Source organism: Nocardia sp. NPDC057668, assembly GCF_042799795.1.
Taxonomy (GTDB): Bacteria; Actinomycetota; Actinomycetes; order Mycobacteriales; family Mycobacteriaceae; genus Nocardia.
Window position 1 is genome coordinate 122,118 of sequence record NZ_JBHVIC010000006.1, and the last position, 19,188, is coordinate 141,305.

Sequence of the window (19,188 nt, forward strand, 5' to 3'; positions counted from 1 at the left end):
AGCGCCGGCCGACCCCGGCGGTTCACGCGCGGCGCAAGACACGGCATCGGCGGTGTCGGCGCGCGTCGACAACCAGGCAGCATGCGGATGTTCCGGGCGTCCACCGCACCTCAATTGAGCGCACACCAAAGCGGGCCACCGGCCCTGGTGGTTCCCCCGCCACGCACAACACGGCGGTCTCGGCGCTCACGGCACGGCATCGGCGGTATCGGCGCGCCGATACCCGGGCAACGTGGCGACCGCGTCCGGATCGCAGGAGGGCACCCGGTTGCAGAACATGACCGGGGTCGTGGCGACCGCCGTGTATCGGCCGTCGGCGCAGGGGCGTCGCGGGCCGGGTATCGGGGTTCGCGCAGTTCAGGGGGTGCGGGTTGGGGCGCGGGCCGGGGCGGCGTTACAGGGTGGGGGCTTGGGCCGATGTCTTATTCGTGGGGCGGCGGCGTATGAGCGCCGCCACCCGCGACGAACGTCACATACACCTGGTCAGTAGCCCAATAGCCCGGTAGCATCCTTCGGATTGTCTGGGCCAGCCACTACGGCTCTGTCTGCGCCATGGCGGCTCGTACAGCCGTGGTGACGTGCGTGCGCCGAAACGGCCACTGCCCATCAGGTTTCGATATTGCAGGGAGCTGAACACCATGCCGGAGACGGCCGAGGCGACTGTCGCCACCGCCACCGATCTGGTCGGACGGCACTTTCGAGTCCGTGATCACTACGACGTCGGTCGCGAGAAGATCCGCGAGTTCGCGCGTGCCGTCCGCAACGATCACCCCGCCCATCACCACGAGGAGCACGCGAACAAGCTCGGCTACGCGGGGCTGATCGCCTCCCCGACCTTCGCGTCGGTGATCGGCGCGGCCACCACCCGCAGCCTAATCGGCACGGTGCTCACCGAATACGACGTGTCGCAGATCCTGCAGACCGATCAGATCTTCGAGTACCACCGGCCCATCGTGGGCGGCGATCTGCTGTCGGTGGACGTGGCCGTGGAGAACATCCGCATCTTCGGCGACAACGACTTCATCACCATCAAGGTCACGCTGACCGACGCCGACGCCCTGCCGGTCCTGGTCGCGACCACCACGATCGTGGCCCGCCGCGGCGTCGAGATCGATCCGGCCGCCGCCGAGATGGTCTCGGGCCTGGTCATGCACGGCCACGTCACCGACTCGAACGCCGAGGGCTCCCTGGACCCGTCCGGGCTCATCCTGCTGGCCCCGGAAGAAGTCGGCGAACTGCGCACCCCCGCCGCGCCGCTGCCGGTGCACACGGTGCCCACCGCGCAAACCCTCACCGCCGGAACCGAACTGCCGGCCTCGCGCATCCCGCTCACCCGCGGCGACCTGGTCAACTACGCGGGCGTCTCCGGCGACCCGAACCCCATCCACTTCAGCGACGCCGCCGCCGAGCTGGTCGGCCTGCCGACCGTGGTCGCGCACGGCATGCTCACCATGGGCCTGACCGCGAGCTACCTGGTGGACTGGCTCGGCGACCCCGCCGCCCTGGGCAAGTTCAGCGTGCGGTTCTCCGGCTTCGTCGCCGTCCAGCCGACCGCGCCCACGTTCGTGGAGTTCACCGGCAAGGTCAAGTCGGTCGACGCCGAAAGCGGTTCGGCCACCGTCGTTCTCGGCGCCACCTCGGAGGGCAAGAAGCTCTTCGGGCGGGCCGTGGCCGAGGTTCGGCTCTCCGGCGCCAACACCGCGCGGGGCTGATCTTCGCGGAGTAGTTCCGCACCGATCCCGACTTGCGCCGGGATTCGGGCGGTCCGATCTTCCGCGACATAAAGCGCAGGGCGGAAAGCACATTCGTGCCTTCCGCCCTTTCGCGTTCCTACCGGCGGTTACTCCACCCGCACGTGCATCAGATACACGTTGTAGTCGTTCCAGGTCGACATGGTGAAGTACAGATCGTTCGCCGTCGACCAGGGATGAATGAATCCGCCGTACAGCTCCGGGAACTGCGCGGCGGTCACCGTCACCGCGCTCGGCGACCACACCCCCTGCGGCGAATCCGACTCCCGCACAACCAGAGCCGCTTTGGCGGTGTCCAGATAGCTCATCTGCCAGACCTTGCGGTCCGCGTCGTAGTTCACCGACAGCTCGGCCGCGGGGGCGTCCACGATGGTCGAGGCGGCCTGGTACCCGCCGACCGGCGTCCAGGAGCCGTCCCGCCAGTACTGGTACGCGGTCGTGTTTAGCACCTGATCCTTGGGCACCCGCGCCAGCCCCACCGCCCCGAGGCGGGTGTTGCGGGTGCCGAACATGTAGACGTAGTCGCCTTCGGGCACCATGGCGCTCACCTGGAAGTTGGAGACGCCGAAGATGTTGTCCCACTTGGCGTGCGCGTCCTTGACCCAGGTCTGCCCGTGGTCGTCGGAGTAGGCCAGCCCGCCGTAGTTGGTGAACCACGTGCCCGGGATCGAGTTCCAGGTGCGAATCGACATGTAGCTCATGTACTGCCGGTCCCCGATGGCGAAGCCGGAGGTCGGAATCGTGGTGATCTCGATGTTGTCGAGCTTCTTGCTGGTCAGCAATTCGACAGCGTGACAACGGCTGTCGGTCACGAAGCGGTCGATGGTGACCCCGTCACCGAGTTCGCGATCGGTGCTGAAGGCCAGCAGATTGCTGCGCCAGTCGTTGCCGAATCCGCCCGGCGGGTGGAAGTCGTCGCCGACCGAGTCGCCGAACGCGATGGCGACCTCGCCCGGCTTGCTCTCCCAGATGATCCCCAGATCGGTGCCCTCGACCTGCCAGCGCTTGTCGGTGCGGTTGATCGAGCTCGCCCCGGTCAGCTTGGCCACCTCGCGGACCTGCGAGACGCGCGGCACGGCGCGGGCCGGGGACTGCGGCGCGGTCTCGCTGATCGGCTGCACGGCCTCGGGCGCGGGCGGCATCGGCGCGGGATCCGGGTCGGGGAAGGCGAAGTGAAAGGGCTGCGGCTTGAGGATCAGCTGCGGTATCCCGAGCTGCTCCTGGAGACTGGGCGCGGCCGCGGGCGCGTCGGTGAGATCCGGGCAGGGGTTCTCGCACGGATCGGCGGGCAGCTCCATCGCGATCCGGGTGGTGTTCTCCTTGGGCGGCCCCGGATCGACGGTGACCACCGGATAGGCGATGGGCATCTCCATCCGGTCGGGCACGAGCGTCTCGTGCACCGGTGCGGGATCGGACTTGCACGGCCCGATACCGGGAATCCGTTTCTCCGCACCGGATTCCGCCGGATCGGCCAGGGCCTGCGGGGTGTTCGCGGACACCAGCATCCCGGCCCCGACAACCACCGCGCCCACGGCGGCCAGCATGCGCTTGGCCATGCGTCACCCTTCGATAGGACTCACCGGACACATCCGGCGACCGACCCTACCCGCCTTTTCGCGCGACGCACCCGTACTCGCCGGGGAAGATCACGTGCGAGATCGGCGCGCCGAACCACCCGGTGCGCGCGAGGATCCGGCGCGGACGCCGCTCAGCGCGCGGCGTGGAACACGAAGACCGTGGACCCGATGCGAATCGCGTCGCCGTCGGCGAGCACCACCGAGGTCTCGATGGCCGTCTCGTTGATGTAGACGCCGTTGGCCGAGCCCAGATCCTTGATGAGCAGTCCGGCCCGGCTCGGGGTGATGTGCGCGTGGTACCGGCTCGCCTTGGGGTCGTCCAGGATCAGGTCGTTGTCGACCATGCGCCCGATCTTGATGCCGCCGATGCCGATCGGAACGGCCCGCCCGTCCGCGGTCCGCAGCTGCCCCGCCCGGATCGCCCGCGGCATCTCGGTGACCGTCTCGGTCATGGCCTTGGCCTGCGCCTCGATCTCGGCGATGGCTCCGGTGTGCAGCGGCTCCTGGCGCAGCACCCGCTGTTCCAGCGCGGTGATGGCCGGACCCGGATCGATGCCGAGTTCGGCCGAGAGCACCGTGCGCACGCGCCGGCACGCCTCGAGCGCGTCGGCCTGGCGATCGGAGAGGTAGAGCGCGGTGATGAGCTGCGCCCACAGCGGTTCGCGCAGGGGATGCGCGTTGGTCATCGACACCAGCTCGCCGATCACCGAACGCGCGTTCCCGCAGGCGATCTCGGCGTCGATGCGCGCGGAGGCGACCAGCAGCCGCTCCTCGTTCATGGCGGTGGCGAAGTCCCCGGCGAAGGACAGCCCGGACAGGTCGTCCAGCGCCCGGCCGCTCCATTCCTGCAGCGCGCTCGCGTACAACCGGGCCGCGCCCGCGTGATCGCCGATCGCGGCGGCTTCCTTGCCCGCCCGGTGCATGCTCTCGAAACGACCGAGATCGCAATCCGCGTCGGGGATCTCGAGGCGATAGCCGGACGCCTCGGTCCGCAGCACGGCGACCGAGTCGACGCCGGCGTTGCGCAGCGTCTTGCGAATATTGGAGACGAACACCTGCAGGCTGGCCTGGTAGGAATCCGGCGGATCGTCGTTCCAGACGTAGTTCGCCAGCGCCTGCGACGACACCGCGCGCCGCCGGTTCACGGTCAGCGCCGCGAGCAGCGCGCGCGGCTTGGGGCCGCCGACCAGCACTGGACGGCCGCCGACCAGCACCTGCACAGGTCCGAGGACCCGCACATCGAGAGTCATTGCCCTGCACCTCGTATAACAGCGAACGGCCGCGGCAGCACTGGGCAGCCGCGGCACGCTCAGCTCACTGCGCCGGAGTTTTCTCCGGCTTCGTGGCTTACCTTACTTGGCGCTGATGGAACGGCCCGCCGACTTCAGGTCGTGGGCCGCCTCGAAGACGCGCGCGGCCATGGAGGTTTCGGCCTTCTTGAGGTAGCTGCGCGGGTCGTAGACCTTCTTGTTGCCGACCTCACCGTCGATCTTGAGGACGCCGTCGTAGTTGCCGAACATGTGGCCGGCGACCGGACGGGTGAAGGCGTACTGGGTGTCGGTGTCGACGTTCATCTTCACCACGCCGAAGCGCAGCGAATCCTCGATCTCGGACTTCAGCGAGCCCGAACCACCGTGGAACACGAAGTCGAACGGCTGCGCGTCCGCGCCCAGGCCCAGCTTGGCCGCGGCCACACGCTGGCCCTCGGCGAGCACCTCGGGCTTGAGCACGACGTTGCCCGGCTTGTACACACCGTGCACGTTGCCGAAGGTGGCGGCCAGCAGGTACTTGCCGTTCTCGCCCGCGCCCAGCGCGTCGATGGTCTTCTGGAAGTCCTCGGGCGAGGTGTAGAGCTTGTCGTTGATCTCGGCCTCGACGCCGTCCTCTTCGCCGCCGACGACGCCGATCTCGACCTCGAGGATGATGTTCGCGGCATGGCACTGCTTGAGCAGTTCCTTGGCGATCTCGAGGTTCTCGTCGATCGGGATGGCCGAGCCGTCCCACATGTGCGACTGGAACAGCGGGTTCAGGCCGGACTTGACGCGATCGGCGGAAATGGCGATCAGCGGCCGGACGAAGGTGTCCAGCTTGTCCTTCGGGCAGTGGTCGGTGTGCAGCGCGATGGTGATGTCGTACTCGGCGGCCACGACGTGCGCGAACTCCGCGAGCGCCACCGCACCGGTGACCATGCTCTTGACACCCAGACCGGAACCGAATTCGGCGCCACCGGTGGAGAACTGGATGATGCCGTCACTGCCGGCATCGGCGAAACCCTTGATCGCGGCGTTGATCGTCTCGGAAGACGTGCAGTTGATCGCGGGGAACGCGAAGGAGTTCTCCTTGGCCCGAGCAATCATCTCGGCGTAGATCTCCGGAGTCGCGATGGGCACAATGACCTCCACTGTGGTGTGCTGTGTACAACAAATTCTGTCAGGCCACACACTAAGCCAATCCGCTTTTCGCCTGGCAATTGCCTCGGAATAGGTCCCGGACACCTGACAAGTTTGTGAGGTTGCTTCGAGGTTCGGTGTGACATAGCAATCACCGGTAGGGTGGTGGCCGTGACCTTGCTGGCCGTATCCGATGCCGTGACGACCACCGTCGCGATGCCCGAGATTCTCGATCCCATGTATCTCCTCACCGAGACATGGCTGAGCAAAGTTGTGCTCGGCGCGATCCTGGCGATCGTCTTCATCGAGACCGGCCTGCTGTTCCCACTGCTCCCCGGCGACTCGCTGCTGTTCACCGGCGGCATGCTGGCCGCGCAGGATCCCGCGCCCGCCGGTCTCAACATCTGGGTGCTGGTCCCGCTGACCATCCTGGTCGCGTTCCTCGGTGACCAGTCCGGGTACTGGATCGGCCGCGGCATCGGCCCGGCGATCTTCAAGAAGGAAGACAGCCGCTTCTTCAAGAAGAAGTACGTCACCGAGACGCACGAGTTCTTCGAGAAGCACGGTCCCAAGACCATCATCCTGGCCCGCTTCGTGCCCATCGTGCGCACGTTCATGCCGGTGCTGGCCGGTGTGTCCAAGATGGACTACCGCAAGTTCGTCGCCTTCGACATCGTCGGCGCGATCCTGTGGGGCGGCGGCATCACGGTGCTGGGCTACTTCCTCGGCAACGTCGAGTTCATCCGGAAGAACATCGAGGCCATCTTCCTGCTGATCGTGTTCATCTCGATCCTGCCGGGCATCGGCGCGGTGGTCCGGAACCTGCGGAACCGCAATACGACGGACGATTCGAACGCGACCGCCGATACCGATGAGTTCGCGGTCACCATGAACAAGTCGAATCACTGAGCCAAAAGGTGTCCACCCACCCGATGAACGTCGCCATGGGCGGTTTCGGACCGCTCGAAACGGCCGGACCGGTGTTGGTCTGGACAGTCGTACTGACCTTCGTATTCCTCGAGTGCGCACTGATCATCGGGCTCTTCCTGCCCGGTGACTCCATGCTGCTGACGGCCGGCATCGTGCTGGCCGCGCACGGCACCGGCGAGGCGCACGTCTGGGCGCTCTCGGTCGGCGCGATGATCGCGGCCGTCGCGGGCAACCAGGTCGGGTACGTGATCGGGCAGAGAACCGGGGATCACCTGGTGGCTCGAAAGAACGGCAAGTACATCAACACCCGGAACCTGACCCGGGTGGCCGAACTACTGCACCGGCACGGGTTCTTGGCAGTGCTTGTCGCGCGCTGGATTCCGTGGGTGCGCACGCTGTGCCCGCTGGTCGCGGGCGCGGCCGGGATGGACCATCGCCGCTACACCGTCGCCTCGACGATCGGCGCGATCATCTGGGCCCCGGTGCTGCTGCTGGTCGGCTTCTACGCCGGCGGTTTCCTGGAGGGCATGGACTGGCTGATGCCCGCGGTGATCTGCACCCTGATCGTCGGCCTGGTGCTCGGCACCATCGTGGGCGTGCGCCAGTACCGCGTGGAGATGGCCCGTCCCGCCGAGGATTTCGACCTCGAGTGCGATACCGAGCCCATCCCCCAGGTGCACCGCCACACGGCCTGAAACGCACCGTCCGATAGCGGTCCGCACGGTGGATGACCACGACCCGCGCGAATCAGAAGCCCGCCGCGCAGACGACGTGTGCCGCTTCCATCAGTTTCCAGCCCGAAAGCTGTACGGACAGATCGCGTTCGGGGGTGCGCGAGGCCGTGATCGAGCCGCCCTCGAGCATGCCCGCACCGGAGATGCGCGGTAGTCGCGCCGGCTGCCGCCAGTCGGCTCCGAACAGCGGATTCCCGTCCACGTCGAGGCGGTTCTCCCAAGCCGCGACGGCCGAGCGGCACACGATCGCCGCCGCCCCGCGCCGCGCGTTCACCTGCGCCTGCTCCTCCCCCGGCAGCATGAGCGCCATCAGGGCCAGGTAGCGGATCAGGATCCCGTTGAACAGCCCGCCGTCCCCGCCGCCGTCGCCGGCGACCACGCCGCCCGCCACGAGATGTTCCTCGATGGCCGCGAGCAGGCGCACCGCGCGGTCCACGTGCCTGGGTTCGCCGGTGTGCACGGCCAATTCGGTTTCGAGGCCGAGCACCACGCCCTGGCAGTAGCTGTAGGTGGGCGTCTCGATCTCGCCCGAGGGGAGGTGGATCCCGTCCACGATCAGGCCGGAGTCCTTGTCCCGCAGGGTGTGATCGAGCCAGTCGGAGATCTCCTGGGCGCGGGTGTAGCGCCCGAGCCGGGCCATGGCGATGCCGACCGGTCCGTTCGCAGGGGCGTTGAAATAGTCCGACCCGCGCCGCCACGGCACCGCGCCGAACTGCGGTTCGAAGCCGGTGTACAGATCCTTCTCCAGCGCGAGCAGCCCGCCGCGCACCTCGGTGATGCCCTGGGTACGCTCGGCACGCTCGAGTGCGATGGCCAGCCACGCCATGTCGTCGTAGTAGTTGTTGGTCCACCCCGTGAGATTGCGTGTCCGCATCCCCTGCGCGATGGTCGAGATCCGCCGCCGCCGAGTCGGGGTCGGCGCGCGATTGGCCGCGTCGACCGCGCAGTCGATCAGGTGCGCCTGCCACCAGTAGTGCCAGAACATGAAGGCGCGCTCGCGCTTGGTGGCGGGCCAGCCCACCACCCCCAGCGTCGTCCCCGGAATCGCCCACAGCGGGCGCAGATGCCGCGCGACGATCGCCGACTCCGCCAGATCGGCGCGCTCGGCCCACAAAGCAGCGCTCGACTCGGTATTACGCCCGGTCCGCGAAGTCATGGACATATCGTGCCAGCCGGACAGCCCGCCATGTGGCTGATTTGTTACCACTTTCCGGCTCGCGCTCGCTGTTCGGCCGGTGGCAGCGGTCGCGCGGCGGAAAAGTCGGGCCGCGGCGCGGCCGTCGTGGGACAGGACGTGCCGACGCGTGAGCCGGCGCGGCTACCAGGCGTCGGTCAGGTCCGCGTGCTGCCGGACCCAGGCGTGCATGGCGATGCCCGCCGCGACGCCGGCGTTGATGCTGCGGGTGGACCCGAACTGGGCGATGGAGACGGTGAGCCGGGCCGCGTGTTTGGCGGCGTCGGTGACGCCGGGACCCTCCTGGCCGAACAGCAGCAGGCAGTCGCGCGGCAGCTCGGCGGTCTCCAGCGGCACCGAACCCGGGACGTTGTCCACCGCGACGACCGTAAGACCTTGGGCAGCAGCGTATTCGAGCAGCTCCGCGGTATCGGCGTGATGGTGGATGTGCTGGTAGCGGTCGGTCACCATGGCCCCGCGCCGATTCCAGCGCTTGCGGCCGACGATATGGACGGCGGCCGCGCCGAAGGCGTTGGCGGTGCGCACGACCGTGCCGATGTTGGCGTCGTGGCCGAAGTTCTCGATGGCCACGTGGAACCGATGCCGGCGCGTGTCCAGATCGGCGACGATCGCCTCGCGGGTCCAGTACCGGTAGGCGTCGACCACGTTGCGGCGGTCACCGTCGGCGAGCAGCTCGGGATCCAGGCGCGGGTCGGCCGGCGGTTCGGAGCCGAACTCCGCCCGCCAGGGCCCGACGCCGTGCGGATGCTCGCCCCATTCGGTCGGACCGGGGGCGAGTGGATCGTCGGCTGTCGGGGCGGAACTCACCCGGCCATCGTAGTGACCGCCCGGTGCGCTCCCCCGCGGGTCAGTAGGTGCCGGAGTCGGTGGACAGGACCGCGTACAGGATCACGCCACCGTAGAAGAGAATCAGCAGCCCCATGATGCAGGTGGAGATGATTCCGCAGATGTAGCCGACCTGCACGTTGCCGCGCCCGCCGAGCTGGCCGCCGGAGTAGTCGATCTCCTTGCGCGCCCGCGCGCCCATGATCCACGCGACCGGCCCCAGGAGCTGGCACAGCACCAGGCTCAGAATGCCGAGCACCATGATGGTGGTGGCCTGCGGATGGTCCGGCGGCGGACCGTAGTGCGGGTACACGGGATAGCCGTAGGGCGGGTAACTCACCGCACCATCGTATTTCGGCGGCGCGGTGAGCGCGTGCCTAGTTCGTGGTGCCGGCGAAAGCGCCGATCACGACGGCCAGCACGACCACCAGCAGACCCAGCCCGAGCAGGCAGGTGGCCACGATGCCGCAGATGTAGCCCGCGTTCACCATGCCGCGACCGCCGACGGTCCCGTGCGAGGCGTCGATCTCGTCGCGCACCCGCTTGCCCATCACCCAGGCGACCGGCCCGAGCAGCTGGCACAGCACCAGACTCAGGATGCCCAGGATCAGCACGGTGGTGGACTGCGGATGATCCGGCGGCGGGGCGCCGTAGTACCCGGGCTGCGGCGGAGGCGGGTTGCCCGGCGGCGGATACTCGTAGCTCATGGGCATGATGCTAGGTGGTGGTGCTGTCCACACCCCGCATTTACGGGTCTGCTCCATCGCCCGCACCCACCCCGCGCGACCACGATGATGTGATGAGCGAAACCGCCGCGCTGCCTACCCTGGTACTCGATATGCCCGATTCGACGAACACCCCGCCCGCCGGACCGCCGCCGGACGCCGCCGCCCCGGAACCGCTGTGGCGCACGGTGCTGCTCGCCCCGTTCCGCCTGCGGACCTGGAAGGAACTGTTCTACCTCGTCGTGGTCTTCGTCCTGGACTGCGCCGCGGCCACCTACCTGTTCTTCGGAATGGGTGGCGCGGGCTATCTCTCGATCTTCCTGGTCGGCATTCCGCTGCTGGCGGCGGTCATTCTCGGCGGCCGGATCTGGGGGCACGTCTATCGCGGATTGCATCGGGTGCTGCTGGACAACGACCTGCCCGAGCCACCGACCTTCGTGGGCCGGCCGGGCCTGCTGGGCTGGCTGCGCAGCGCGTTCACCGATCAGGTTTCCTGGCGCGCGCTGGCGTTCATGCTCGTGCAGGGCGCGCTCGGCGTGGTGGTGGGCTACCTGACGCTGGTCGTGGTGGCGATGACGGTGTTCACCGCGATCTCCCCCATCCCCTGGGCGCTGTTCCATCCGGTCAACGTGGATGCCGATGGGGTGGAACATCATTCGATCCTGCAGATCCGAGACTTCTACTTCGACACCTGGCCGCGCAATCTGGCGCTGTCCGCGGTGGGCATCGTCCTCTGCTTCGCCCTGCCCTGGCTGATTCGCCTGGTCTGCCTGCCGCACCGGCTGTTCGCGCGCTGGCTGCTCACCCCGACCGCCCGGGATCGGCGGATGGCCGAACTCCGGCAGAGCCGCCGCGCCGCCGTGGACGACGCCGCCGCCACCCTGCGCCGCCTCGAGCGCGATCTGCACGACGGCACCCAGGCGCGCCTGGTCAGCATCGCCATGATGCTCGGCCGCGCCGAGGAGCGCCTGGCCACCGGCGGCGAAGCGAGCGAACTCATCGCACAGGCCCGCGCCGGATCCAAGGAGGCGCTGACCGAACTGCGCGAGCTGGTGCGCGGAATCCACCCGCCCGCACTGGAACTCGGGCTGGAGGCGGCGCTGGAGACCCTGGCGGCACGCTCGGCCATCCCGGTGGAACTGCGGGTGCTGCTGCCGCGCCGGCCCAGCCCGGCCATCGAGTCCATCGCGTACTTCTCGGTCGCCGAACTGCTCACGAATGTCGCCAAACACGCTGGCGCGAACCGGATCTGGGTCGCGGTGCTGCCGACCGGAAACGATCGGGTCGCGGTCAGCGTCCGGGACAACGGGGGTGGCGGCGCGCTGCAACCGGTGATCAACGGCGGGGAGCGCACCGTCGGCGGCGGACTGGCCGGGCTGGCCGCGCGCGCCCTGGCGGTGGACGGCACCCTCGCCGTCGACAGTCCGATCGGCGGGCCCACCGTGGTCACCCTGGTCCTGCCGCTCGATGGGCCACAGTGACGCGACGGGCCACGGCGGCACGAGGGCGCGCGGTGATCCGCGGGACCGCACCGAGAGGAGAGAGACCGTGAGCAGCGCGAATTCCCCGGCCCCGGCCGAATTGCGGGTGGTCGTCGCCGAGGACAACGCGATCCTGCGGGACGGGCTCGTCGCCCTGCTCGCCGAGCGCGGCCACCGGGTGGTGGCCGCGGTCGGCGACGGGGCGGCGCTGCGCGCGGCCGTGATCGAGCATCGCCCGGAAGTAGCCGTGGTGGACGTGCGGATGCCGCCGACCTTCACCGACGAGGGTCTGCTCGCCGCCCTGGAGTTGCGCCGCAGCCATCCGGGCACCGGGGTACTGGTGTTCTCGCAGTGGATCGAAACCCGCTACGCCACCGAACTTCTCGCCGCGGGCGCGGGCGGGGTCGGCTACCTGCTCAAGGATCGGGTGGCCGATATCGGCGACTTCATCGACGCCCTGCAGCGGGTCGCGACCGGCGGCACCGCGCTCGATCCGGAAGTGGTGAGCCAGCTCATGGGCGCGGCACGGCAACAGGATTCACTGGCCCGGCTCACCCCGCGCGAACGCGAGGTGCTCGAACTGATGGCCCAGGGTCTGTCCAATTCCGCGCTGGCGCACGCCCTCACGGTGACCGAGCGCGCGGTGGAGAAGCACATCGGAAACATCTTCACGAAGCTGGAGCTACCGCCCTCGGATCTGCACCACCGCCGGGTGCTCGCGGTTCTGCGGTTGAAGGGGTGAAACATCGCTGTGCGGTTGCCGGGCGTGGAAGACTGGTCCCATGGTGCGCCCGACTACTACAGCAGCGCTGAAAACGGTTGCGTCCTGGCCTGATCACCTATTGACCCTCGGCGAATGGTCCGCGCTGCCCGAGCTCGAGCGCGGCCGGTGCCGCGAACTCGTGGACGGCGTGCTGGTGGTGTCACCGCAGCCCCCGCGCCACCAACTGGCCGTGTGGCGGCTGGCCGCCCAGCTGGAACCGGCGCTGCCGCGCTCGGTGGCGGCGCTGGCGCGCATCGAATTGGTGATCGACGACGGCACGCCGCCGACCGTGCGGGTGCCCGACGTGCTGGTGGTGGGCGGTCCGGCCGGGGCCGCGCACGCCGACCGGGTCGCGCCCGCGGATGTGCTGGCGGCCATCGAGATCATCTCCCCCGGCTCCCGGCGCACCGATCGGATCATGAAGATGACCGAGTACGCCGAGAGCGGCATCGCCGAGTACTGGCTGCTCGACATCGACGGCGCGGTGCGCCTGCGCACCCACCGGCTGGACGGCGGCCGATACGCACAGACCGGCGAGCACACCGGCCGGGTGACGCTCGAACTCGACGGGTTGAGCATTCCGCTGGATCTGGACGCCCTCACCGCGCTGCGCACCGCGCCGTAGGCCGTGCCGGGTCGCAGCGCCCCGATACGGCGCGACTCCCACCCGTCATTCGCGAGCCTGATTTCCGCGTGCCGCTACGAGCCGGACCCGAGCACCGAACGGCGGCCGACCCGGTACGGTCCCGAGCCGGGTCCACCGACACAGGCAGCGCCAATTCCCCTGTGGCACTACGGCACTCTGTCGTAGATAACGACCGCGCCGCACTCCGGCGCGCGGCGGCCCGATCCGGCACCGGCGGCGAACACCGGGACTATCCTGGAGTTCCAGCAGCCGTGGTGGAGGTTCCCATGGACCACGCGCGCGTCATACGCACCGTGCTCGGCGTGACCGCCCTGTACCTGATCACCCTCGCCGTCTGGCTCGCGTGGCTGCTGCCCCGCACCCCGCCCGGCACGGTGGCGTTGCAGGTCGTCGCCCTGGTCGGATTGTTCGGCTGTTTCCTCGGCGTGGCGATGTTGCTGGCGCAGCGCCCTTCTCGCGAGGATCGCAAACTGCTGCGGCACGGACTCGAAGGCTGGGCCAACATCGAGGCGGTGCATCCGCTGCGCCGCACCGACCACTGCACCGAGCTGACCCAGATCGACCTGGAGTTGGTGGTGCCGGGTTCGGAGACCTACCGGGGGCGCATCGTGTTCGACGTGGAGCCGATGGTTCGCCCGCTGATCGCGGTGGGCGGCACCCTGTCGATCCGCGTGGATCCCCGCAATCGCGACCGCATAATGCTCTGCCTCTGACGGCCGGGTATGCCGGGAGCTAGCTGACCGTTTTACCCGCAATGCCCCGTAGCATCACGACCCATGAGTACCGCTACACCGCCCGACCGCCAGGAAGCGCCGCTGCTGCTCGACACCGAGCCGCCGCGCACGCTGAGCTTCAGCGACCAGGCGGCCTTCTGGCTGAATCTCGGCGTCAGCCTGATCGGTTTCAGCGGCGCGGCCTACGTGCTGTTCCCCACCGGCCATCCGCCGTTGCCGATCGCGGGGGCTTTGCTGGCCACCCTGCTCGGCACCGTGGCCGGCATCGCCATGGTCGCCGGAACCGGCATGGTGGGCACCCGGACCGGTGCGCCGGCGATGGCGGTGCTGCGCGGACTGTTCGGGACCAGGCTGTCCTACGTGCCCACGGTGGCCAACATCGTGCAGTGCGTCGGCTGGGGCGTCTACGAACTCACCGTCATCGCGCTGGGCATCGCCGCACTCACCGACGACAAGGTGCCGCACGCCCTGGTGATCTTCGCGGCCGGTGCGCTCTCCACCGTCATGGCCATCTGGCCGCTGCGGGTGCTGCACATCCTGCGCAAGTACGTCTCGGTCGCGGTGGGCATCGCCCTGATCTACTTCACCGTTCAGCTACTGCGGCAACCGATTCCGGAGGTCACCGGATCCAGCTGGAGCGGGTTCTTCCCCGCGGTGGACACCACCCTGGCGGTCTCGGTGTCCTTCGTCCCGCTGGCCGCGGACTACACCCGGCACTCGCGCACCGCCCGCACCGCGGGCGCGGCCACCGTCATCGGCTATTCGGTGGCGCAGTTCTGGTGCTACCTGCTCGGCATTCTCGCCATCCTGCAGGCGGGCGGCGATCCGTCCAAGATCTTCGACACCCTGCTCGGGGTGGCGGCGGGCTGGGCCTTCTTCGCGGTGCTGGTGCTGCGCGAAACCGATCAGTCCTTCGCCAACGTGTACTCCACCGCCATGTCCATCCAGAACCTGCTGCCCAAGGTGGACCGCCGCGTTCTCGCCCTGGGCGTCGGCGTCCTGGTCACACTGCTGGCGCTGCCGGTGCGCGATTTCAGCGGCTACGCGAACTTCCTGTACCTGATCGGCTCGGTCTTCGTCCCGCTCAGCGCGGTGCTGATCGTCGACTACTTCTTCGGCCGCGGCCGCCACACCTGGGACCTCACCCAGCACGCGCCCGCCCGCCCGCTCATGCTGCTGCCGTGGGTGATCGGCTTCGTGGTGTACCAGCTCATCAACCCGGGTTCGATCAGCTGGTGGGTCGGCTTCTGGACCAGGGTGCAGGACGCCACCGGCATTCACGCCACGTGGTGGACCTCGGCCTCCGCGTTCGCGTTCCTGTCGGCGGCGGCGGTGACCGGAATCCTCGTGGCGCTGGAACGACGAAGGGCCTGACTCGATGACGGACGACCGCGTCTTCGGCATGGGTTCGGATCCGCTGGTCGCCCCCGACTGGCCGCCGCTGACCTCCCCCGAAGTCGCGGCGGTCCTGTCCCCCGACATCGACGTGGCGCCCGGCGCGGCGCTCGAATGGCACAGTCCCCGGCCGTTGTCCGCGACCGCTCGGGTCCGGACCGCCGACGGCCGCCCACTCATAGTCAAACGCCTGCCCCGGGCCCTGCGCGACGCGACCGCGCTCGCCGAGGAACACGGCTTCATGAACCACCTGCGCGCGCGGGGAATCCCCGTTCCGCGTATCGCGCTCACCCGCGAGCACGGTGAATTCACCTACGAGGTACAGGAACTCGGCGCCGGCGCGGACCTGTACCGCGGAACCTTCTCCTGGACCCCGTATCTCACGCTCGAACAGGCCACCGCGGCCGGTCGCGCGCTGGCCGAATTGCACCTGGCCGCACGGGGATACGACGCCCCCGCGCGACCGCCGCGCCCGCTACTGGCGAGCTTCACCATCTTCTCCGCGGCCGATCCGATGACGGCGATGGAGCGCTACGCGGCCGACCGCCCGGTCCTGGCCGATTTCCTCGCCGCCCGGGACTGGCGCGCCGATGTCGAGCGCCTGCACCTGCCCTTCCACCATCGCCTGCGCACCGTTCTCGAACATCTCTCCCCGCTGTGGACGCACAACGACTGGCACGGCACCAACCTGCTCTGGGAACACGAGAAGCCTTCCACCGTACTGGATTTCGGCCTCTGCGACCGCACGGCCGCCGTCCACGACCTGGCGGTGGCGATCGAGCGCTGCGCCGTCGACTGGATCTCCCTGCGCACGGGCGGCCCGGCCCGGCCCCGCCCCGATCAGGTGCGAGCCCTGCTCGACGGCTACACGAGCGTGCGCACCCTGACCGGCTACGAGATGTACGCCCTGCGCGACCTGGTCCCCCTGGTGCACGCCGAATACGAACTCTCCGAGATCGACTACTTCCTCGGCGTCGTCCCCGGCGGCAACCCCGAGAACGCCGAAATCGCCTACACCCACTACTTTCTCGGCCACACCGCCTGGTGGTCGGGCGACGAGGGCAGGACCCTGCTCCACCACCTGCCCTGACGCACGCTCGATATGAAGCGAAACCGATTCACAACCCCGTTGGTGAACTACAGTGTTCGCAAATCAGTCCCGTGAACGAAAGAGCGATGATGAAGACGTTGGCGAAGGCTGCCGTGGCGGCGGTGCTGGTGTCGGCCGCGATCGGATCCGCGACCGCGACCGCCGCTCCCCTCACCCTCGACCCGGCTCCCGCCACCGCGCAGGAAGTGGCCGTCACGCCGATCGCGACAACCGGTTCCGCGCTGACCGACGCCATCGTCGCCCCGGTGCTGTTCCCGCTGGCCTTCCTGGCATTCGGCCTGTGTGCCCGGGCCGCGGACCCGGCCTCCTGCCCCGCGATGCAGCTGTACAACGCCGCCGCGAGCGGGTCGGGCGTTCGAAACTAGCGCCGTGGCCGACTCGATGGACGCGACCTGCCTCGACGCCCGACGGCGTCCCCTGCCGCGGGACTGTTCGCGCCGGTCCGTCCGATCGGGCACAGGCCCTTGGACCGCGTCACCCCGCTCGGAAGCTCTTGCGGTCCGGGGGGTTTCGACTCACTACCCGCGCACGTGGGCGCGGGGGTCGGCCAGCAGATATTGCGCCGTGGCGTAGGTGCCGAGGATGACGCCCTCGGTCACCCGGCGCGAGCGCGGGGTGCGGGCGAAGATCTTGCGCAGCACGATCAGGCCGTCGGAGACGGTGAACAGCAGCGCGCCGACGCCCAGGCGGGTGCGCGGGTGCGCGCCCGGAATATTCAGGCCCGCAACATTTTTCGCGCCGGGCGCCAGATCCGGATCCGAGGCCAGGGTCGCCGCCGTTCCCAGCGTGGCACCGTAGGCGGTGAGCGGCAGCGCCACCGCGGGAGCCTTGGCCCGCATGAGCGCGGCCGCGCCGAGCCACGCGCCCAGGCGCTGCCCGGCGATGGCCGCCTTGGGCCGCGCACCGTGCCGCCACCACAGCCACGAGTACCCGCTCTGCATGACGGCGAAAGACGAAGCGCCCGCGATCAATCGGCGGTCGTCGTCGGGTTCGATGAGCAGGACGTCGCCCACGGTCGCGGCGGCCAGCGCGCCGAGCAGCACCGTGCGCTCGACGGCGGGCAGCCCGTCGTCGTTGGTCGCCACGTCCGCCGCCAGCAGTGGCATGAGCAGCGGCTTGGCGATCCACTGCAGCTTGTCCCGGCCGGTGACGGCGCCGAACACCGTCACCGCGGCAGCGCCGACGAAGGCGGCGCGGAAGGGCCTGGGCATCAGAAGGAGGGCTCGGCCGGGGCCGGGGGCAGCACCGCGACCTGGCCGGCGTAGGTCAGGCCCGCGCCGAAACCGAGCAGCAGCGCGAGCTGACCGCCCTTGGCCTTGCCGGTGACCAGCATTTCCTCGATGGCCAGCGGGATCGAGGCCGCCGAGGTGTTGCCGGTGTTCTCGATGTCGTTGGCCATGGGCAGATCGTCGGGCAGGCCGAGGTTCTTGCGCATGAGCTCGTTGATGCGGGCGTTGGCCTGGTGCGGGACGAAGACCTCGATGTCGTCCTTGGACACCCCGGCCGCCTCGACCGCGGAGGACAGCGCGCGCGGCAGCGTGACCGCGGCCCAGCGGAAGACGCGCGGGCCCTCCATGCGCAGCAGCATGCGGCCGACCGGATCGGTCGCGGGATCCTTGTGCTGGAATTCCTCTGCGCGATCCATCATTTCGAGGATGTTGTAGTTCTGGCCGATGGCCGAGGCGTTCTCGCCGTCACTGCCCCAGACCGTCGGGGAGATGCCGTTCTCCTCGCTCGGGCCCACGATGACCGCGCCCGCGCCGTCACCGAAGATGAAGGCGGTGCCGCGGTCCTCGGGGTCGAGCGAGAACGACATGGTCTCGGCACCGATGAGCAGCACGTATTCGGCGGAACCGGCGCGCACCAGATCCGAGGCGACGCCCAGGCCGTAGCCGAAACCGCCGCAGCCCGAGACCAGGTCGAAGGCCGGAATGCCGTTGATGCCCAGATCCGAGGCGACCGTCGGGCCGCCGTGCGGGGTGATCTCGGGCCAGGTCGAGGTGGCCAGGATCAGCGCGCCGATCTTGGAGCGATCGATGCCGCTGTTCTTGATCGCCCGCTCACCCGCGGCGACCGCCATCGAACGCAGCGACTCCTCGCCGCTCACCCAACGGCGATTACGGATGCCGCTGCGTTCGTAGATCCACTCGTCGGTGGAATCGAGCTTCTCGCACACTTCGTCGTTGCTGACAATGCGGGTGGGTCGATAGGCACCGATGCCGAGCATCGCAACATTCTGATTGCCCTTGTTGATTGCAATGCTCACCACTGGTGACTCACACGACCCTTCGCAACACATTGTTCGACCACGTTGTCGGACAGAAGACCAGTACCCAGGCTAACCCAGAGCACCGGTTCAGCCCAGAGCAAGATCTTGTTTACCCCAGCGCAAGGTCTTTCAGGTCCAGAATGGACCGATACTCCAGCCCCTCGGCCGCGATCACCTGGTCAGCACCGGTTTCCCGATCCACCACGGTAGCCACGCCCACCACGATCGCGCCCGCCTCGCGCAGCGCGCGCACGGCGGTGACCGGGGAGTTGCCGGTGGTCGTGGTGTCTTCCACCACAAGCACCCGCTTACCGACGACGTCCGGGCCCTCGATCTGGCGCTGCATGCCGTGCGCCTTGGCCGCCTTGCGCACCACGAACGCGTTGATGGGCCGGCCGGGCGCGTGCAGCACCGCCGCCGCCACCGGGTCCGCGCCCATGGTGAGTCCGCCGACCGATTCGAAATCCCAGTCCGCGACCAGTTCACGCAGCAGTTTGCCGATCAGCGGCGCCGCCTCGTGATGCAGTGTGGCCCGGCGCAGGTCCACGTAGTAGTCGGCTTCCTTGCCCGAGGACAGGGTGACCTTGCCGTGCACCACCGCGAGGGCGCGCACGAGTTCGGCCAGTCTGTCCCGGTCGGTCGTCGTTACCTGCATTGCTGTG

The 19,188-nt window shown here is 68.9% G+C and carries 20 protein-coding genes; 10 read left to right on the forward strand and 10 right to left on the reverse strand.

The features are described from left to right. Window positions 1–638: 638 nt before the first annotated feature. Window positions 639–1,712, forward strand: coding sequence for a fused (3R)-hydroxyacyl-ACP dehydratase subunits HadA/HadB (locus ACFVBH_RS31260; protein WP_379007153.1), 1,074 nt, complete (start codon window positions 639–641; stop codon window positions 1,710–1,712). Between the two features lie 128 nt (window positions 1,713–1,840). Here the strand turns inward: ACFVBH_RS31260 and ACFVBH_RS31265 are convergent, their stop codons facing one another. From ACFVBH_RS31265 to fbaA, 3 genes are all read right to left on the reverse strand, one after another. Beyond that, window positions 1,841–3,307, reverse strand: a complete 1,467-nt coding sequence (locus ACFVBH_RS31265; RefSeq protein WP_379007157.1) for a DUF4185 domain-containing protein — start codon at window positions 3,305–3,307, stop codon at window positions 1,841–1,843. A 152-nt stretch (window positions 3,308–3,459) separates the two neighbouring features. Then, window positions 3,460–4,578 (reverse strand): BTAD domain-containing putative transcriptional regulator, encoded by a 1,119-nt coding sequence (locus ACFVBH_RS31270; protein WP_354988594.1) that lies wholly within the window; start codon window positions 4,576–4,578, stop codon window positions 3,460–3,462. A 102-nt stretch (window positions 4,579–4,680) separates the two neighbouring features. Then, window positions 4,681–5,718 carry a class II fructose-bisphosphate aldolase gene (gene fbaA, locus ACFVBH_RS31275; RefSeq protein ID WP_354988595.1) on the reverse strand — a complete coding sequence of 346 codons (1,038 nt, stop codon included), beginning with the start codon at window positions 5,716–5,718 and terminating at the stop codon, window positions 4,681–4,683. Window positions 5,719–5,934: 216 nt separating this feature from the next. Between fbaA and ACFVBH_RS31280 the strand changes: the two genes are divergently transcribed. Then, the gene (locus ACFVBH_RS31280; protein WP_354988631.1) at window positions 5,935–6,627 is read left to right on the forward strand and encodes a VTT domain-containing protein; all 693 of its coding nucleotides are present in this window, start codon (window positions 5,935–5,937) and stop codon (window positions 6,625–6,627) included. Between the two features lie 23 nt (window positions 6,628–6,650). Beyond that, window positions 6,651–7,343 carry a DedA family protein gene (locus tag ACFVBH_RS31285; RefSeq protein ID WP_354988632.1) on the forward strand — a complete coding sequence of 231 codons (693 nt, stop codon included), beginning with the start codon at window positions 6,651–6,653 and terminating at the stop codon, window positions 7,341–7,343. Between the two features lie 52 nt (window positions 7,344–7,395). Here ACFVBH_RS31285 and ACFVBH_RS31290 read toward each other — a convergent pair whose 3' ends face one another. From ACFVBH_RS31290 to ACFVBH_RS31305, 4 genes are all read right to left on the reverse strand, one after another. Continuing rightward, complete coding sequence (locus ACFVBH_RS31290; protein ID WP_379007161.1) at window positions 7,396–8,538, reverse strand: glycoside hydrolase family 76 protein; 1,143 nt, start codon at window positions 8,536–8,538, stop codon at window positions 7,396–7,398. 162 nt (window positions 8,539–8,700) lie between these two features. After that, complete coding sequence (locus tag ACFVBH_RS31295) at window positions 8,701–9,384, reverse strand: RNA methyltransferase (protein WP_354988597.1); 684 nt, start codon at window positions 9,382–9,384, stop codon at window positions 8,701–8,703. A 40-nt stretch (window positions 9,385–9,424) separates the two neighbouring features. Next, window positions 9,425–9,742, reverse strand: coding sequence for a DUF4190 domain-containing protein (locus ACFVBH_RS31300; protein WP_354988598.1), 318 nt, complete (start codon window positions 9,740–9,742; stop codon window positions 9,425–9,427). A gap of 37 nt (window positions 9,743–9,779) precedes the next feature. Continuing rightward, window positions 9,780–10,109 carry a DUF4190 domain-containing protein gene (locus ACFVBH_RS31305; protein WP_354988599.1) on the reverse strand — a complete coding sequence of 110 codons (330 nt, stop codon included), beginning with the start codon at window positions 10,107–10,109 and terminating at the stop codon, window positions 9,780–9,782. Between the two features lie 92 nt (window positions 10,110–10,201). Between ACFVBH_RS31305 and ACFVBH_RS31310 the strand changes: the two genes are divergently transcribed. The 7 genes from ACFVBH_RS31310 to ACFVBH_RS31340 all read left to right on the forward strand — a co-directional run bounded on the left by ACFVBH_RS31310 (window position 10,202) and on the right by ACFVBH_RS31340 (window position 16,622). Continuing rightward, entirely contained in the window at window positions 10,202–11,608 is a 1,407-nt protein-coding gene (locus ACFVBH_RS31310) for a sensor histidine kinase (RefSeq protein WP_379007165.1), read from the forward strand. 100 nt (window positions 11,609–11,708) lie between these two features. After that, complete coding sequence (locus ACFVBH_RS31315; RefSeq protein WP_379007824.1) at window positions 11,709–12,350, forward strand: LuxR C-terminal-related transcriptional regulator; 642 nt, start codon at window positions 11,709–11,711, stop codon at window positions 12,348–12,350. Window positions 12,351–12,390: 40 nt separating this feature from the next. After that, window positions 12,391–12,996 (forward strand): Uma2 family endonuclease, encoded by a 606-nt coding sequence (locus ACFVBH_RS31320; protein WP_379007168.1) that lies wholly within the window; start codon window positions 12,391–12,393, stop codon window positions 12,994–12,996. A 287-nt stretch (window positions 12,997–13,283) separates the two neighbouring features. Continuing rightward, complete coding sequence (locus ACFVBH_RS31325; protein WP_354988602.1) at window positions 13,284–13,730, forward strand: hypothetical protein; 447 nt, start codon at window positions 13,284–13,286, stop codon at window positions 13,728–13,730. Window positions 13,731–13,793: 63 nt separating this feature from the next. Next, on the forward strand, window positions 13,794–15,125 hold the full coding sequence (locus tag ACFVBH_RS31330; RefSeq protein ID WP_354988603.1) for a cytosine permease: 1,332 nt from the start codon (window positions 13,794–13,796) through the stop codon (window positions 15,123–15,125). Window positions 15,126–15,129: 4 nt separating this feature from the next. Continuing rightward, complete coding sequence (locus tag ACFVBH_RS31335) at window positions 15,130–16,236, forward strand: phosphotransferase enzyme family protein (RefSeq protein WP_379007172.1); 1,107 nt, start codon at window positions 15,130–15,132, stop codon at window positions 16,234–16,236. An 89-nt stretch (window positions 16,237–16,325) separates the two neighbouring features. Then, a complete protein-coding gene (locus ACFVBH_RS31340; RefSeq protein WP_379007174.1) occupies window positions 16,326–16,622 on the forward strand; it encodes a hypothetical protein in 297 nt (98 codons plus the stop codon). Between the two features lie 153 nt (window positions 16,623–16,775). Here ACFVBH_RS31340 and ACFVBH_RS31345 read toward each other — a convergent pair whose 3' ends face one another. The 3 genes from ACFVBH_RS31345 to pyrE form a co-directional block, all read right to left on the reverse strand. Next, entirely contained in the window at window positions 16,776–17,468 is a 693-nt protein-coding gene (locus ACFVBH_RS31345; RefSeq protein WP_379007177.1) for a lysoplasmalogenase, read from the reverse strand. Next, window positions 17,468–18,526, reverse strand: a complete 1,059-nt coding sequence (locus tag ACFVBH_RS31350) for a beta-ketoacyl-ACP synthase 3 (RefSeq protein WP_354988606.1) — start codon at window positions 18,524–18,526, stop codon at window positions 17,468–17,470. Before ACFVBH_RS31350 ends, ACFVBH_RS31345 begins: the two co-directional genes overlap by 1 nt. Window positions 18,527–18,635: 109 nt before the next feature. Next, window positions 18,636–19,181 carry an orotate phosphoribosyltransferase gene (gene pyrE, locus ACFVBH_RS31355; RefSeq protein ID WP_354988607.1) on the reverse strand — a complete coding sequence of 182 codons (546 nt, stop codon included), beginning with the start codon at window positions 19,179–19,181 and terminating at the stop codon, window positions 18,636–18,638. Between the last annotated feature and the right edge of the window lie 7 nt (window positions 19,182–19,188).